Source organism: Chryseobacterium sp. MP_3.2 (assembly GCF_035984805.1).
In the GTDB taxonomy this organism is placed as follows: Bacteria; Bacteroidota; Bacteroidia; order Flavobacteriales; family Weeksellaceae; genus Kaistella.
On sequence record NZ_JAXCHW010000001.1, the window covers coordinates 421,590 to 436,448 of the forward strand.

13 protein-coding genes are annotated in these 14,859 nt (G+C 35.4%); 7 read left to right on the plus strand and 6 right to left on the minus strand.

Annotated features, from left to right (window positions below; all coding sequences use genetic code 11):
- Positions 1-3 precede the first annotated feature (3 nt).
- The 4 genes from RCH13_RS01960 to RCH13_RS01975 form a co-directional block, all read right to left on the minus strand.
- Positions 4-1,890, minus strand: coding sequence for a DNA topoisomerase IV subunit B (locus RCH13_RS01960; protein WP_326985525.1), 1,887 nt, complete (start codon positions 1,888-1,890; stop codon positions 4-6).
- A gap of 133 nt (positions 1,891-2,023) precedes the next feature.
- Entirely contained in the window at positions 2,024-2,575 is a 552-nt protein-coding gene (locus tag RCH13_RS01965; RefSeq protein ID WP_326985526.1) for an NADPH-dependent FMN reductase, read from the minus strand.
- Between the two features lie 125 nt (positions 2,576-2,700).
- Positions 2,701-3,840, minus strand: a complete 1,140-nt coding sequence (ychF, locus tag RCH13_RS01970; protein WP_442784609.1) for a redox-regulated ATPase YchF — start codon at positions 3,838-3,840, stop codon at positions 2,701-2,703.
- Between the two features lie 101 nt (positions 3,841-3,941).
- Positions 3,942-4,493: a ferritin gene (locus tag RCH13_RS01975; protein WP_326985527.1), complete on the minus strand. Its 552-nt coding sequence runs from the start codon at positions 4,491-4,493 to the stop codon at positions 3,942-3,944.
- Positions 4,494-4,741: 248 nt separating this feature from the next.
- Here RCH13_RS01975 and RCH13_RS01980 point away from each other — a divergent pair, with 248 nt between their 5' ends.
- The 4 genes from RCH13_RS01980 to typA all read left to right on the plus strand — a co-directional run bounded on the left by RCH13_RS01980 (position 4,742) and on the right by typA (position 9,362).
- On the plus strand, positions 4,742-5,107 hold the full coding sequence (locus RCH13_RS01980; RefSeq protein ID WP_326985528.1) for a BlaI/MecI/CopY family transcriptional regulator: 366 nt from the start codon (positions 4,742-4,744) through the stop codon (positions 5,105-5,107).
- Positions 5,107-6,648 carry a M56 family metallopeptidase gene (locus RCH13_RS01985; protein WP_326985529.1) on the plus strand — a complete coding sequence of 514 codons (1,542 nt, stop codon included), beginning with the start codon at positions 5,107-5,109 and terminating at the stop codon, positions 6,646-6,648. The genes RCH13_RS01980 and RCH13_RS01985 overlap by 1 nt, the downstream gene beginning before the upstream one ends.
- A gap of 346 nt (positions 6,649-6,994) precedes the next feature.
- Positions 6,995-7,228, plus strand: a complete 234-nt coding sequence (locus RCH13_RS01990; RefSeq protein ID WP_326985530.1) for a YdcH family protein — start codon at positions 6,995-6,997, stop codon at positions 7,226-7,228.
- Positions 7,229-7,556: 328 nt separating this feature from the next.
- Positions 7,557-9,362, plus strand: coding sequence for a translational GTPase TypA (gene typA / locus RCH13_RS01995; protein ID WP_326985531.1), 1,806 nt, complete (start codon positions 7,557-7,559; stop codon positions 9,360-9,362).
- A gap of 133 nt (positions 9,363-9,495) precedes the next feature.
- On the opposite strand, the gene RCH13_RS02000 is transcribed toward typA, so the two are convergent.
- The gene (locus RCH13_RS02000) at positions 9,496-9,942 is read right to left on the minus strand and encodes a hypothetical protein (protein WP_326985532.1); all 447 of its coding nucleotides are present in this window, start codon (positions 9,940-9,942) and stop codon (positions 9,496-9,498) included.
- 303 nt (positions 9,943-10,245) lie between these two features.
- On the opposite strand from RCH13_RS02000, the gene RCH13_RS02005 reads away from it, so the two are divergent.
- Together RCH13_RS02005 and RCH13_RS02010 are read left to right on the plus strand one after the other, a co-directional pair.
- On the plus strand, positions 10,246-11,352 hold the full coding sequence (locus tag RCH13_RS02005; protein WP_326985533.1) for a M23 family metallopeptidase: 1,107 nt from the start codon (positions 10,246-10,248) through the stop codon (positions 11,350-11,352).
- Between the two features lie 146 nt (positions 11,353-11,498).
- Entirely contained in the window at positions 11,499-13,064 is a 1,566-nt protein-coding gene (locus RCH13_RS02010; protein ID WP_326985534.1) for a glycoside hydrolase family 10 protein, read from the plus strand.
- Between the two features lie 313 nt (positions 13,065-13,377).
- Here the strand turns inward: RCH13_RS02010 and RCH13_RS02015 are convergent, their stop codons facing one another.
- Positions 13,378-14,028, minus strand: a complete 651-nt coding sequence (locus RCH13_RS02015) for an SOS response-associated peptidase (RefSeq protein ID WP_326985535.1) — start codon at positions 14,026-14,028, stop codon at positions 13,378-13,380.
- A gap of 146 nt (positions 14,029-14,174) precedes the next feature.
- Between RCH13_RS02015 and RCH13_RS02020 the strand changes: the two genes are divergently transcribed.
- A complete protein-coding gene (locus tag RCH13_RS02020) occupies positions 14,175-14,858 on the plus strand; it encodes an SDR family NAD(P)-dependent oxidoreductase (protein WP_326985536.1) in 684 nt (227 codons plus the stop codon).
- Position 14,859 lies beyond the last annotated feature (1 nt).

A 14,859-nucleotide genomic window follows, 5' to 3' on the forward strand; every position in this document is an offset into this window, starting at 1 on the left:
GCATTAAGCAGAATGAACTACTACAATTTCTTCTTTCTTATCAATGTCTGGATTTTCTACCACCAAATTCTTCAAAATAAAGGCTTGCCGATCTGGTGTATTTTTTCCCATGTAAAATTCTAGCAATTGTTCAATAGTTTGATCTTTTCCTAAAACGACAGGCTCCAGGCGAATATCTTTCCCAATAAAGTGTTTAAATTCATCTGGGGAAATTTCTCCCAAACCTTTGAATCGCGTAATCTCAGGATTTTTTCCTAATTCATTTAATGCTTTAATACGTTCTGGATCAGTATAACAATATCTTGTTTCTTTCTTATTTCTTACTCTAAACAAAGGAGTCTGTAAAATATAAAGATGTCCGTTTTTAATTAAATCTGGAAAAAACTGCAGGAAAAAAGTAATCATTAAAAGTCGGATGTGCATTCCATCTACATCCGCATCAGTCGCAATAATGACGTGATTGTAGCGCAAATCTTCCAAAGAATCTTCAATATTTAAAGCCGCTTGAAGTAAATTAAATTCCTCATTTTCATATACCACTCTTTTGGTGAGCCCATAGCAGTTGAGTGGTTTACCTTTTAGCGAAAAAACCGCCTGTGTTTCTACATCACGGGATTTCGTAATAGAGCCAGAAGCAGAATCACCCTCCGTAATGAAAATCATGGAATCTCCCTTTCTCAGAGCTTTTTGATCATTATAGTGCTGTCTGCAATCCCGCAATTTTTTATTGTGCAAAGACACTTTTTTCGCTCTTTCCCGCGCTAATTTTTGGATGCCAGAAAGTTCTTTTCTTTCCCTTTCGGAGATAATAATTTTACGATGAATGGCTTCTGCGATATCTTGATTTTGATGAAGAAAATTATCCAATTTGCTTTTCAGAAAATTGGTGATAAACGTTCGAACCGTCTCTTTACCCGGTTCCATTTCATTAGAGCCTAATTTTGTTTTCGTTTGAGATTCAAAAACCGGTTCGATTACTTTAATGGCAACCGCTGCAATAATTGATTTCCGTATATCTGCTGCTTCAAAATTTTTATTGAAATATTCTCGAATGGTCTTAACATAAGCTTCCCGGAAAGCATTTAAATGTGTTCCACCCTGCGTTGTATTCTGACCATTAACAAAAGAAAAATAGGTTTCAGACTGAGATTTATCAGAATGCGTAATGGCAACCTCAATATCTTCATCTTTAATATGAACGACGGGATAAATAATTTCCCCCTCAATTTCTTCTTGCAAAAGATCTTTTAAACCGTTCTCGGAAAAATACGTTTCGCCGTTGAAGATGATTTTCAAACCTGGATTCAGGTAACAATAGTTCTTCAGCATTTTCTCAATATATTCCTTGCGAAATTTGAAATGTGTGAAGATTGTTGAGTCCGGAATAAAGGATATTTCCGTTCCGTTCCGATCTGTGGAATCGGCTTCTTTAAAATCCTCGGTAATTAAACCTTTGGAAAATTCTGCAATTTTCATCTTTCCATCTCGAATGGATTTAACGCGGAAATATTCTGAAAGAGCGTTCACCGCTTTGGATCCTACTCCATTTAAACCTACAGATTTTTTAAAGGCCTTGGAATCGTATTTTCCACCCGTATTCATTTTAGAAACGGCATCTACTACTTTCCCTAAAGGAATACCGCGACCAAAATCACGGATTGTTGCTTTTCCATCATCGATTTTTATTTCGATGCGTTTCCCAGATTTCATGACAAACTCATCAATAGAGTTATCTATTATTTCTTTCAGCAAAATATAAATACCATCATCTGCGGAAGATCCATCTCCTAATTTACCAATATACATTCCGGGACGAATTCTGATATGCTCCTGCCAATCAAGGGTTCTAATATTATCTTCCGAATAAATTACGGTAGGGTTTTCGCTCATGGTTTTTTTAGAAATACTTTATACATCAGATTTTCACAAATATATTAATTTGCTTATCATTTCGGAGATTTTGTGGAAAAGTATTGAATTTAAGATTATACGGATTAATAATTAGCTTCCAAACTAAAAAATTTTAGGTCAATTGCATAATCCATTTTTCGAAGGCAGTTAAGAAATCTGTCATAAATTTTTCTGTTTTTTCATTCACGGTTACGCCATCTTCCATTAGTTTGTCTTTGATTTGACCAATGTACGCTTCTGGTTGTTGCATCATCGGAATATTTAAAGATACTGCAGCAACGCGAATGGCTTGATTAGCGCCTAACCCTCCAATTGCTCCTGGACTTACCGTTGCAACCGCACCAGGTTTCCCTTTCCAAGAATTTTGTTTCGGAGGTCTTGCTCCAATTTCCATGGCATTTTTTAAAACTCCGGGAAGTGTTCTGTTGTATTCTGGAGATACAAAAAGGAAAGCATCTGCATCATCTAATTTATTTTTATAATCCGTCCAAGATTGTGGCGGATTATTTTCTACGTCTTCATTAAAAAAAGTTAAATCCTTAATTTCTACGATTTCTAATTTTAAACTTTTTGGTGCTAAACGGATGAATTCATTGGCTACTTTTCTGTTAAAAGATTCTTTGCGTAAACTCCCCACTATAATTGCTACTTTTTTGGTCTCCATAAAATAATTTGATCCCAATTTACGAAAAAGACCTCAAATAAAAAAGGCAAAAATCACGGTATAAAGACTTAAAAAAAAGCGAATCGAAGTTCGCTTAATCTGTTTTATAGTGAAGTAATTTCGGATTAAACATTAAATCTAAAATTCATCATATCACCATCTTGCACAATATATTCTTTACCTTCTACAGAAAGTTTACCAGCTTCTTTTACTTTTGCTTCAGAACCGAAAAGAACAAAATCTTCGTACTTAATTACCTCCGCACGAATAAATCCTTTCTCGAAATCGGTATGAATTACGCCCGCTGCTTGTGGCGCAGTCCAACCTTTTCCGATGGTCCAAGCACGAACTTCTTTTACGCCGGCCGTGAAATAAGTCTGCAAATGCAATAAATTGTAGGCTTTACGAATCAAACGGTTTACGCCGGGTTCGGTTAAACCTAATTCCTCTAAAAACATTTCTCGTTCTTCAAACGTTTCCAGCTCATTAATATCGGCTTCGATTTGTGCGGCTAAAACAACCACTTCTGCATTTTCTTTCGCCGCCATTTCCTCAATTTTAGCAATCCATTCATTTCCGTTTTTAATAGAATTTTCATCCACATTACAAACATAAAGAACCGGTTTATTGGTCAATAATTGAACTTCTGAAATAATGGGTCTAGAAAAATCAGTCATCGGGAATTCACGCGCATTTTGACCTTCCTCCACAAATTTTTGAAGATTAAGAAGTGTTTCATACGTCATCACATCCTCTTTTTTACCAGATTTGATGAACTTCTTTGCTTTCTCTACGGATTTTGCTAAGGTTTCAATATCTTTTAACTGAAGTTCAATATCGATGATTTCTTTGTCTCTGATCGGATCAACCGTTCCTTCAACGTGTATAATATTTCCATCTTCGAAACATCTTAAAACATGGATAATTGCTTCACATTCGCGGATATTTGCCAGAAATTTATTTCCTAAACCTTCCCCTTTACTCGCACCTTTTACCAATCCGGCAATATCTACAATTTCCACCACTGCAGGTAAAACTTTTTCGGGTTTTACTAATTTTTCCAGCTCGAAAAGTCGTTCATCGGGTACTGAAACCGTTCCAATATTAGGTTCGATTGTGCAAAAAGGATAATTTGCCGATTGTGCTTTGGCGTTGCTTAAACAGTTAAAAAGGGTTGATTTACCGACATTTGGTAAACCTACAATTCCACATTTCATATCGTAAGTTCTGAGGTTAAATTTTAGACTTCCGTTACCAGAAACCATTTGAATAGAGCGATTGCAAAGATAAAAAATTTTGAGTGAGTTTCTACATAAAAAATCTGCGTCATAAAGAAGCAGATTAGAAATTAAAATATGCTAGAAATTTAAGGATTTTCAGAAGTCGCATTTCTTGCCAATTCGCCTTCATCCGGAGTTTCTCCCAAGGTTTTATCTAACGTAAATAATGATTCGTCGGAAGCTTGATCTCCACCTGCAATTTTTAATTTGTCGATCAAATCCATGGCTAAAGTTTCTTCTTCAATCTGTTCTTTTACAAACCATTGCAAGAAATTCCAGGTTGCCCAGTCTTTCTCTTCAAAAGCCATATCGACTAATTTATAAATTTTTTCCGTGTTTTCTACTTCATGCTTGAAAACAAGATTGAAGCAATCGGTCATATTCTGGGGATCTTTCGGAGTGGCACTTTGACCAGTGACGGTAGGTTTTCCCCCGCGATTTAAAACGTACTTCATAAACTTGAGTGCATGTTCTCTTTCTTCCTGAGAATGACGCATCAAAAAATTTGCAATTCCGCCGTAACCTTTATCATCTGCCCAAATTCCGTACGATAAATAAGTGTGTGATTGAAAAAGTTCAACATTCATTTGAGTGCTTAAGGCTTGTTCCAAGGTGGAAGAAATTCTTTTGGTATCCATAATTGAGATTTTTAATATTTGCTCCTATAACATCAATAATAGTTCCTTTGGATGAAATTCCTCAGGTTTTAAAAATTTTTTAAAAATTGATGACGGATTTTCAACACATAATTTTCGAAATCGATCTAATTGTGAAATATTTAAAGCTGAAAATCAAGCGATTAAAAAAAACATATTCTTTATCCCTATAAAAATAGTTGTACATTAAAATTATTATTCTACATTTGTATCACTAAACAATTAGTGATATGCAGATTTCTCAATTAACAAAAGCCGAAGAACAGGTCATGCAATATCTTTGGGAACTTAAAAAAGCTTTCCTGAAAGACGTTCTGGAACAATTTCCGGATCCAAAACCACACACGAATACCGTTTCTACCATTCTTAAAGTTTTAAAAGATAAAGATTTTGTGGATTACGAAGTTTTTGGGAGACAACATGAATATTTCCCCCTTATTTCTAAAGAGAAATACACCGGGAAATCCATGAAAAGTTTGGTGACAAATTATTTTGAAGGATCTTATACCAACGCGGTTTCTTTCTTAGTGGAGAAAAATGAAATCAGTGTTGCAGATCTGGAAATGCTTCTGAACGAACTTAAAAACAAAGACTAATGGAAACACTACTCTACTTTGGCAAAGTGATTTTAAGCTCGGCTGTCCTTTTTTTGTACTACCGATTATTTTTAAAGGACAAAACTTTTCATCACTACAACCGGTTTTATTTGCTTTCTATTTTAGTCTTGAGTATATTTTTGCCTCTGCTCAAAATAAGATATTTTACATTAGAAGTGAACCAAAATTTCTACTTGTTGCTAAGCAAATTACCTCAGATAAATTCTTCAAAAAACAGTTCAAATGAGCTCCTTTATATTCAAATTATTACTATCGTTTTTGGAGTGGTTTCTGTCTTTTATCTCGTGAAATTAATTTTCTGCTTGCTAAAAATAGAACGGTTAAAAAAGACCTTTAAAAAAGAAAATCTAGTTGGAATCAGCTTCTATCAGACTAATTTAGACGAAGCTCCTTTTTCCTATTTCAAAAATTTATTCTGGAAGAATTCCATTGCAGTCGAGTCGGAATTAGGCCAACAAATTTTAAAACATGAAATGGTTCACATTGAACAGAAACATTCTTTGGACAAAATTTTTCTGGAACTCGCCACTTCCCTATTTTGGTTTAATCCTTTCTTTTACTTGATCAAAAAAGAAATTCATTTAATACACGAATATTTGGCTGATAAAAAAGCCCTTAAAAACTCGGACACGAAAGCATTTGCGCAGATGCTTTTGGCAAGTCACTTTTCCGGAAAACAGTTACCTACAACGAGTCCGTTCCTTAGTTCTAACCTCAAAAAAAGATTAACAATGCTTAAAAAATCAAAAACAAAATTCAGTTATGCGCGACGAATATTGGCGTTGCCTTTATTATTTATTCTCGCTTTTATGTATCTGGTGAACGCGAAAAACAAAGAAATTAAAAACACCAATCTAGAAGTGGAACAATTCATTGCTGCTGCAAAATCAGATACCATTTCTCCTAATAAAAAAGAACAAAATACAATGAACAATAATTCATTGGAAGCTGTCCAAACTCAAATAGCAGAAAAGCAAAAGGAAATTCAACCTTTGCAAGAACGTTTTAACGCTAACGATGGGGAAGCAAGAAAAATCACAGGTGATCTGCAATTGAAAAGTGAAGCACTGCGGAAGTTATCTGCTAAAAACGACTTTGATAGTCCGAAGTTTAAAAAATTGGATTCGGAAATTATTGCTCTTAGCGCAAGAATCGATGCAATCTACAACAAGGAAGACTTTAAAAATCTAGAAAAATCACTCAATCAAAAGTATGGTGAAATCGATCAACTTTACGTAAAAGTTGATGCTTTTTATAATTCTGAAGATTTTAAAAATCAAATATTAAAATCTGAGGAGCAAGCTGCTGAAGCAGAAAAATTAGTCAATTCTCCAAAATTCAAAAAACAGATTGCAAACGCGGAAAAGAAAGCAACAGAAGCAGAAAAATTAATGAATTCTGCGGAGTTTAAATTACGAATTAAAGACGCAGAAATCGCCGCGAAAGATTCGCAAGTAGCACAAGAAGATGCTAAAATTTCATCGGCAAAAATGGATGAAGAGCCAGAGATCTTTATTTAGGGAAAACTTGCTACCAAAGAAGAAATGCAAAAAGTAGATCCGAATAAAATTGAATCCGTGAACGTTTACAAAAAAGGATTTGAAGACAAGAAAAAAGGCGAGATTCATATTAAACTCAACAAATAATGAATAAAAATGGTCAATAGGTTTACTGTTGACCATTTTTTTACCTCTAAAAAAAATATTCATTAAGAATGTTATCGTTACATGCGGAAGAAAATCAAAAAAATTAACAATCGCTTGGTGCTCTACCTTCTGAAAAAGAGGAACCTGACAATTTTCATATTGACCTGAAAGTAAATTTTACGTAGCTTTATTTTATTAATAAAAACAAAAAATCAACGTCATGGAAAATCACAATCTCACCAACGAGTTCCCAGAGTTAGCGACTAAAATCAATGATTTGAAATTGAATGATGAAGCCTTCAAAAAAATGTATGTGAACTATGAAGAAGTGAATGCGCTTATTCAGCATTATGAAGAAGGAGAACAAAACCACACCACCGACGATCATTTAACTGATCTGCGCAAAAAACGAGTTCACTTAAAAGATGATTTATACGCGCATTTAAATTCCTAATTTAAATTTCCATATTGGTAAATTTTTCAGCGACTTTTTTCAAAGTCGCTTTTTTTGTGAATTCGTTTAAACTTGTAGTAAAGTTCAAATGTTTATTTCCTGTTGAATCTTTAATCCTCAATTCTCATTTATTACGGTTTTCAAGAGGATAACTCTTTGATTCTAATTAAGATTACCCAAAAATTTGTTTTCTAGAAGCAATCTGAGACGCAAATATTTCCCATTCATTCAAGTTTCTGTAATTTTTAGCATAAAATTTTATTAAATTGTGATACATACTATCATTTTTCACTAAAAAAGCTTACTTTTGCACCGTCAAAAAACGATTATGCAAAACATTAGAAATATCGCAATCATTGCGCACGTTGACCACGGTAAAACAACTTTGGTTGACAAAATCATTCACGCCACCAGTGTTTTCCGGGATAACCAGGAATCTGGAGATCTTATTATGGATAACAACGATTTGGAGCGTGAGCGAGGAATTACCATTTTATCAAAAAATATTTCGGTAGCCTACAAAGACTTTAAAATTAATGTGATTGATACTCCTGGTCACGCCGATTTCGGTGGTGAAGTAGAGCGAGTATTGAAAATGGCAGATGGAGTTTTACTTCTTGTAGATGCTTTTGAAGGACCAATGCCGCAAACGCGTTTCGTACTTCAAAAAGCTTTGGAATTAGGATTAAGACCCGTTGTAGTAATCAATAAAGTTGATAAGCCAAACTGTCGTCCAGATGAAGTTCATGACAAAGTTTTTGATTTATTCTTTAACTTAAATGCTACGGAAGAACAATTGGATTTCCCTACGTTCTACGGATCATCTAAACAAGGTTGGTTCAATACATCTTTAGAAGAAACAGATAATATTTTCCCGCTATTAGATGGTATTCTTGAGCACGTTCCAGCTCCAGAAGCGAAAGAAGGACCCCTTAGAATGCAAATTACCTCTTTGGATTTCTCTTCTTTCTTAGGAAGAATTGCTATTGGGAAAATTAATCAAGGTTCTGTAAAAGAATCAGAATGGATTGGTTTAGCTCAGGAAGACGGAAAAATTGTAAAAGGAAAAGTAAAAGAATTATACGTTTTTGAAGGTCTTGGAAAAAAGAAAGTTCAAGAAGTTAAAGCAGGAGACATTTGTGCAATTGTTGGATTTGAAAAATTCCAGATCGGTGATTCATTCGTTGATTTAGAAAATCCAGATCCATTGCCAAGAACGTCAATTGATGAGCCTACTTTGAACATGACGTTCTCTATTAACAACTCTCCTTTCTTCGGAAAAGATGGTAAATATGTAACTTCTAATCACCTGAAAGAAAGGTTGATGAAAGAGTTAGAGAAAAATTTAGCCCTAAAAGTAGAGCCTACAGAAGACGCGAATACGTTCTTGGTTTTCGGTAGAGGTATACTTCACCTTTCGGTTTTAATTGAAACCATGAGACGTGAAGGTTATGAGATGACGATTGGTCAGCCACAAGTTATTTTGAAAGAAATTGATGGCGTAAAATGTGAGCCGTATGAATCTATGGTTGTTGATGTTCCTGAAGAGTTTGCTTCTAAAGTAATCGATTTGGCAACACAGAGAAAAGGTGATCTTCACATTATGGAAACTAAAGGGGAAATGCAGCACATGGAATTCGAAATTCCTTCAAGAGGATTAATCGGATTGCGTTCTCAAATGTTAACCGCAACTGCAGGTGAAGCAATTATGGCACACCGTTTCAGCGAGTACAAACCTTACAAAGGTGCTATTCCAGGAAGATTAGTTGGAGTGTTGATCAGTAAAACTCAAGGTCCTGCTACCGAATATTCTATCGCGAAATTACAAGATAGAGGTAAGTTTTTCGTTGATCCGGGTGAAGAAATTTACGAAGGTATGATCATTGGGGAACAAAACAAACCTGGAGATATGGTGGTCAATATTGTAGAAGCGAAACAGCTGAACAATATGCGTGCTTCTGGAAAAGATAAAGACGGAAGTATTGCGCCGAAAATCCTTTTCTCTCTGGAGGAATGTATGGAGTACATCCAAGGTGACGAAGCGATTGAAGTAACGCCAAACTTCATCAGAATGCGTAAAAAAGTCCTTTCAGAAAACGAAAGAAAACGTATCGAAAGAGGTGCAAAAGGATAATTCCTTTTCTACATAAAAGCAAAAGCCCCAATTTTTATTGGGGCTTTTTTGTGTTTAAAGTCGGGCAAAAATATTTACTATCTATTTTCTCTGATTCAAAAAATTTGAGTTTTAAGCAAAGTGCAATAATTTCTTAGTTTGAAAATAATGATTTGCCTCTCATATCTAATTTTTGCAACGTGACATCTGTACCACTCATATTTGCCATGAGAGTCAATTTATCTCTCATTTCCGTGCTGTAATCAGATAAATATAAGGTTATTGAGGGTGCACGGTTTCCATTATCTTCTGCATTTAGGGAGACGTAGCCGTTCTCCTCTTTAATTAAACCCAACATGATATTTTTTATTTGCGACCAGTACATTATAGTTTCATGTTTTTGCCCGTGCATCTTAGTTTGCGCTTTGATATAATCTTCGGTCATTTCCAATTTAAAATTCTCACTACTGTATCCGCTTGGATTAACGATTGTAATATATTTTTGGTGTTTGTTTAACCATTTAAGTGTTTCTTTTTTATTTTGAGCATTCGCTGAGTACATGAGCATCATCGTGAATAAGAGGGTGAAAAATGTTTTCATAAGTTTTTTTTAATGGGTTATATTTTTATTCTTTTTTTTAATTTTAAAAGACTTCTGTTTAATCTTTTTGAAAATTGTTATTTCTTTTCTTATAAAATTTTCTGCAGTACGAATTCGGTTTCTAAATGCAGTCATTCCTCTTATCAAATATAAAAAAAATATTAATGACGATTTTACACTGAGATAATTTTATGAAAGTAATTTTTCCTAGTGTTTTAATTTAAGGATGAATTTTAACATTGAACCCTTTTTCATTGCAAGTAGAATCAGTATATATGGCTAAATTTTTGAATAGAACACGGCATGTCTAAAATTAAAGCTGCATTCATCCTTTCTATTATCAGTTTAATGATGTTGTCCTGCGATGGCCTAAAAAACACAGTTATATCCCTTTTTGAAACTTCTGCACGCGCAAAGTATGAACGCCAATTTAAAAGTAGCGACAGTTTGATGACTGCCTGGAAAAAAGATTTTGATCAAGCAGTTTTAAACCAATTGGAGATTAAAGATGTCCAAATTTTTACAGTCACTAATTTATCACAAACCCGAAAGGCCTTAGGTTATTTGATCAACCTGAAGAAAGGAGATCTTCTTACCATTGATGCGACTTCTGAAATTGCTAGCTCCAAAATTTTTATCGATATTTTCAAAGATTCAGCAAAAGTGGAAACCTCTGATCACCAACTCATTGAAAATGGAAAATGGACGCATTTCGTGGAAGAAGGAGGACAATATAAAATTGTGATTCAGCCTGAAATAGAAGTGCAAAAGTCTTTAGCCTTAAAGATTTACACGCAGCCTTCCTTATATTTTCCGGTTGCCGGGAAAGGGAATAAAGACGTCCAAAGTTTTTGGGGAGCAAGCCGAGATGGCGGCGCAAGAACCCATGAAGGTTTGGATATTTTTGCATCACGCGGAACTCCCGTTGTGGCTGCAGCAGATGGCTATATCACGAAAACTGGAAACCAAGGTTTAGGTGGAAAACAAGTTTGGTTGCGCAATCAAAATCTTGGACAATCTTTGTATTACGCTCATTTGGATAGTGTGATGGTAGAAAGTGGCGGAAGTGTGAAAATCGGTGATACCCTAGGAACGGTGGGAAATACAGGAAATGCAAAAGGTGGCGCGACCCATTTACATTTTGGAATTTATATGACCGGTGGCGCTGTAGATGCTTTGCCTTTTGTGAGAATACGGGAAATTCCAAAACACACTTCAGCAAAGATTTCAGCATTTAAGTTTTTGAAAGCGGCCTCCAATATTAGAAAAGGTCCGGGAGATGAATTTATGATTGTGAAAACGCAAGCGAACCAAATTTCAATCCAAGTATTGGCTGCTGATTCTAATTGGTACCATATTCGAACTGAAGAAGGAATCGAAGGATTTGTTAGTATTTCGCGACTAAAATAGTTTTAAACCGACTTCAGGAAATTTCAAAAATATTTAAAAATTAAAATTTTAGAAAGATTTTTTTTTGCCTAAATCGCTCACCATTTTTATATTGCTTTTAATATATTTGCCACTTCATCATGTACTTCTCCCCACAAAAACGTTTTATGAATTTTACTTTTGCTAAAGCAATTTCTGCCCTATTTCTTTTCTTATTATTCGTCGCCTCTTGTGCTACTAAAAAGCCCGTCGCGAAAAGCATTAAAAAATCGACCACCACAAAACCAGTTACCACTCCAAAAACGGAAACGGAAAAACCTGTCGCAAAATTAGCTCTGCCGGAAGTTAATAGAGAATTTCGCGCTGCATGGATTGCAACGGTCGCGAATATCAACTGGCCTTCAAAAAATTCCTTGTCCACTCAACAACAAAAAGACGAAGCCATTAAAATTTTGGACTTGCTAAAAGAAGCCAATTTTAATGCAGTGATTTTTCAGGCGCGTCCGTCTGCAGATGCCATGTATAGAAGTGTTTTGGAACCTTGGTCTTATTTTTTAACTGGCGCTATCGGAAAAGCTCCTACTCCATTTTATGACCCCTTAGAATTTTGGATCAAAGAATCCCATGAAAGAGGAATGGAATTGCACGTTTGGCTCAATCCTTACCGCGCTCATCACACTACAGGTGGACCGATTACAGCGGAATCCATAGTCAAAAAAATGCCAGAACAAATCATCAAACTTCGGAATGGAATGTATTGGATGGATCCCTCCGACGAGAAAACTCAAGATCATACTGCAATGGTCATTAGAGATTTGGTAAAGAGATATGATATTGATGCGATTCACATTGATGATTATTTTTATCCCTACAAAGAATACAATGGCGGAAAAGATTTCCCTGACAACAGAACTTGGGATGATTATTTAAAACGCGGTGGAAATTTGACCAGAGCTGATTTTAGAAGAGCAAATGTGAATAAATTCATCAAAAGAATTCACGAAGAAATTAAAACCGAAAAAAGCAATGTTAAGTTCGGAATCAGTCCGTTCGGAATTTGGAAACCTGGATTTCCGGAAGGCATTAAAGGAACTTCTCAATACGATGAATTATATGCAGATGCGAAACTATGGTTGAATCAAGGTTGGCTGGATTATTTTTCGCCCCAACTTTATTGGAAAAATGAAGGTCCCCAAAGTTTCCCGGCACTTCTTAATTGGTGGGAAGGTGAAAACACGATGAAAAGGCATCTTTGGCCTGGTTTAAATACCATCGGAATGCGTGAAGTCACAGACCGACCAACCGAAATTGTAAATCAAATTAACACGACCCGAAACATCTTAAAAGATAATGCGGGAACCATTCATTACAGCGTAGATGGATTGTCTAAAAATCCGACGATGTACAACGCAGTAAAAAATTCTTATCAAAAAAAGGCGTTGGTTCCCACCACCCCTTGGATTAAAACGCAACCCCTCGGTAAGCCAATACTTTTCGCAGAAAGCACCTCAATCTCGACAAACCTACGCTGGAATTCACCGGAACCAGCAAAAGTTTTTCAATGGATTTTATACATCAAATATGGGGAAACTTGGGAAACGGAAATCATTGAAAAGAATCTAAATTCCAAAATTTTGCCACTCAGCAGAAACGGTAAAAAGCTCAACATGGTTGCGGTGAAATCCGTAGATCGTCTCGGAAATGAAAGTGAATACGAAGCAAAGAATCTCTAAAAATAGAAATTAAAAACAGGAAAGTTCAGCTCATTATTTCGTGAAAGTTTTCCCAGGATTTAAGAATTTGGAATTTAAAAAAAACACGAGATACTTGTTAATGTAAAAACATTTGGTGCAATTAAAAAGTGAGCATTTCCCCTGTTAATTGCAGTTTCACAGATATTTTAAACTTGAATATCTTTAAGACCATTATTTGAAGTTTGATTTTCCAATCATTATAACAGTTCTTAAATTTTGCATCTTTAATCGTGAACCTCGCCCGTGGAAATACCAATCATCCCACATCGTGCATCCCTTCTCTCCTTTCTCCTTAAAACAAAGTCGGCTGAAAACTGCCTGCATCTAAATTAACCGCTATTAAATCTGGGTTGTAATTCGGAAAGGCAAAATGCTCCAAAGCTCTCTCAGAAAGCCAAGCCTCTTCCGCTTCTTTAGCTAAAACCAATGGCATTCTGTCTTTTGTATTGTGAATTTCAGACATCAATTCATTCGCGTTAGAAGTGACAATGGAAAAGCTTGTCAAGGTTTCTTGCGTTTCCTCATCTTTCCAAATATTATAAATGCCACCCAAAGCAAATGGTTGTCCGCCATTATTAAGCTGAATGTAATATTTTTCTTTCATTTTACCTTTTCCGTCTAGCCATTTCCATTCATAAAAACCTTTTACTAAAACCAGGCATCTGCTGGAAATAGAATCTCTAAAACTCGGCTTTTCTGGAAGGGTATCAATTCTAGCATTTAGCGTGCTTTTCTGCAAATTTCTGTCTTTTGCCCACGTTGGAATTAATCCCCAATCTCCTAAAATGGCTTCATCGGGACGGTTATCTAAAATAACTGGAGTTTTTGGAAAGGAAAATCCATTCGTAAAGTCCGAACCTTGAAATTCTGGTCCTTCATAAGCAACGCCAAAAGCGTCTTTCATTTCTTTGCGGGTAAGTTGATTAGAAACGTAATAACACATGGATGAAAAATTTAAGTCAAATTTAATTTTTAATTTTTAAAAAATGAATGATAGAAAATAGTGATCAGGAACGCAGCAAATAATTATTATCTTACAAAGGTGATTAAAACTTGCTGAATAAAAATAATTAAAAGAGAAAATTAAATATGGATAAAGACAAGAAAATAGCTTTGATCACGGGAGCTAGCAAAGGAATCGGAAAAGCCTTGGCGGAAAAAATGATGGCAGAAAATTATTTTGTGATTGGCACCAGTACTTCTGGAATGCTGCCCGACTTTCCTACCGATCAGCTTTTCGCTCTGACTTTGGATCTTACTGATTCGAAAAGTATAGAAAATGCGCATGAAATAATTTTTAAAAAATTTGACCATCTCGATGTTTTGATTAACAATGCGGGAATTGGTCCTGACTTAGGTTCACCTGTGCCTGATCAAATGAGCTACGACCAGACTTTTGAAGTTAATGTAAAAGGGACGGTCTTCTTTACAGAACCTTTACTAAAATTCATTAAAAAAAATGGAAAACTCATCAATATCTCCTCTAAAATGGGCTCTTTGAATAATTGTTCCAGTTCAGATTCAATTGCCTACCGAATGTCCAAAAGTGCCTTGAATATGTATTCTAAAATCCTGACCAATAGATTGAGCGGAACTTTAAATGTGGGAATTATTCATCCAGGTTGGGTACAAACAACCATCTGCGAAAGCAATTTAAAAAATGCTACTTTAACTACCGCCCAATCCGCGGAAAATATATACCGGTTTTTAAGCAGTGATTACGAATCTGGAACCTATTGGGACGCGGAAGATGAGGCACCGCTTTTGTGGTAAA

Bases quoted from the DNA above. Each gene is read 5' to 3' on its own strand.
- RCH13_RS01960 (WP_326985525.1), bottom strand. From the start codon at position 1,890: ATGAGCGAAAACCCTACCGTAATTTATTCGGAAGATAATATTAGAACC.
- RCH13_RS01965 (WP_326985526.1), bottom strand. From the start codon at position 2,575: ATGGAGACCAAAAAAGTAGCAATTATAGTGGGGAGTTTACGCAAAGAA.
- ychF (WP_442784609.1), bottom strand. From the start codon at position 3,840: ATGGTTTCTGGTAACGGAAGTCTAAAATTTAACCTCAGAACTTACGAT.
- RCH13_RS01975 (WP_326985527.1), bottom strand. From the start codon at position 4,493: ATGGATACCAAAAGAATTTCTTCCACCTTGGAACAAGCCTTAAGCACT.
- RCH13_RS01980 (WP_326985528.1), top strand. From the start codon at position 4,742: ATGCAGATTTCTCAATTAACAAAAGCCGAAGAACAGGTCATGCAATAT.
- RCH13_RS01985 (WP_326985529.1), top strand. From the start codon at position 5,107: ATGGAAACACTACTCTACTTTGGCAAAGTGATTTTAAGCTCGGCTGTC.
- RCH13_RS01990 (WP_326985530.1), top strand. From the start codon at position 6,995: ATGGAAAATCACAATCTCACCAACGAGTTCCCAGAGTTAGCGACTAAA.
- typA (WP_326985531.1), top strand. From the start codon at position 7,557: ATGCAAAACATTAGAAATATCGCAATCATTGCGCACGTTGACCACGGT.
- RCH13_RS02000 (WP_326985532.1), bottom strand. From the start codon at position 9,942: ATGAAAACATTTTTCACCCTCTTATTCACGATGATGCTCATGTACTCA.
- RCH13_RS02005 (WP_326985533.1), top strand. From the start codon at position 10,246: ATGTCTAAAATTAAAGCTGCATTCATCCTTTCTATTATCAGTTTAATG.
- RCH13_RS02010 (WP_326985534.1), top strand. From the start codon at position 11,499: ATGAATTTTACTTTTGCTAAAGCAATTTCTGCCCTATTTCTTTTCTTA.
- RCH13_RS02015 (WP_326985535.1), bottom strand. From the start codon at position 14,028: ATGTGTTATTACGTTTCTAATCAACTTACCCGCAAAGAAATGAAAGAC.
- RCH13_RS02020 (WP_326985536.1), top strand. From the start codon at position 14,175: ATGGATAAAGACAAGAAAATAGCTTTGATCACGGGAGCTAGCAAAGGA.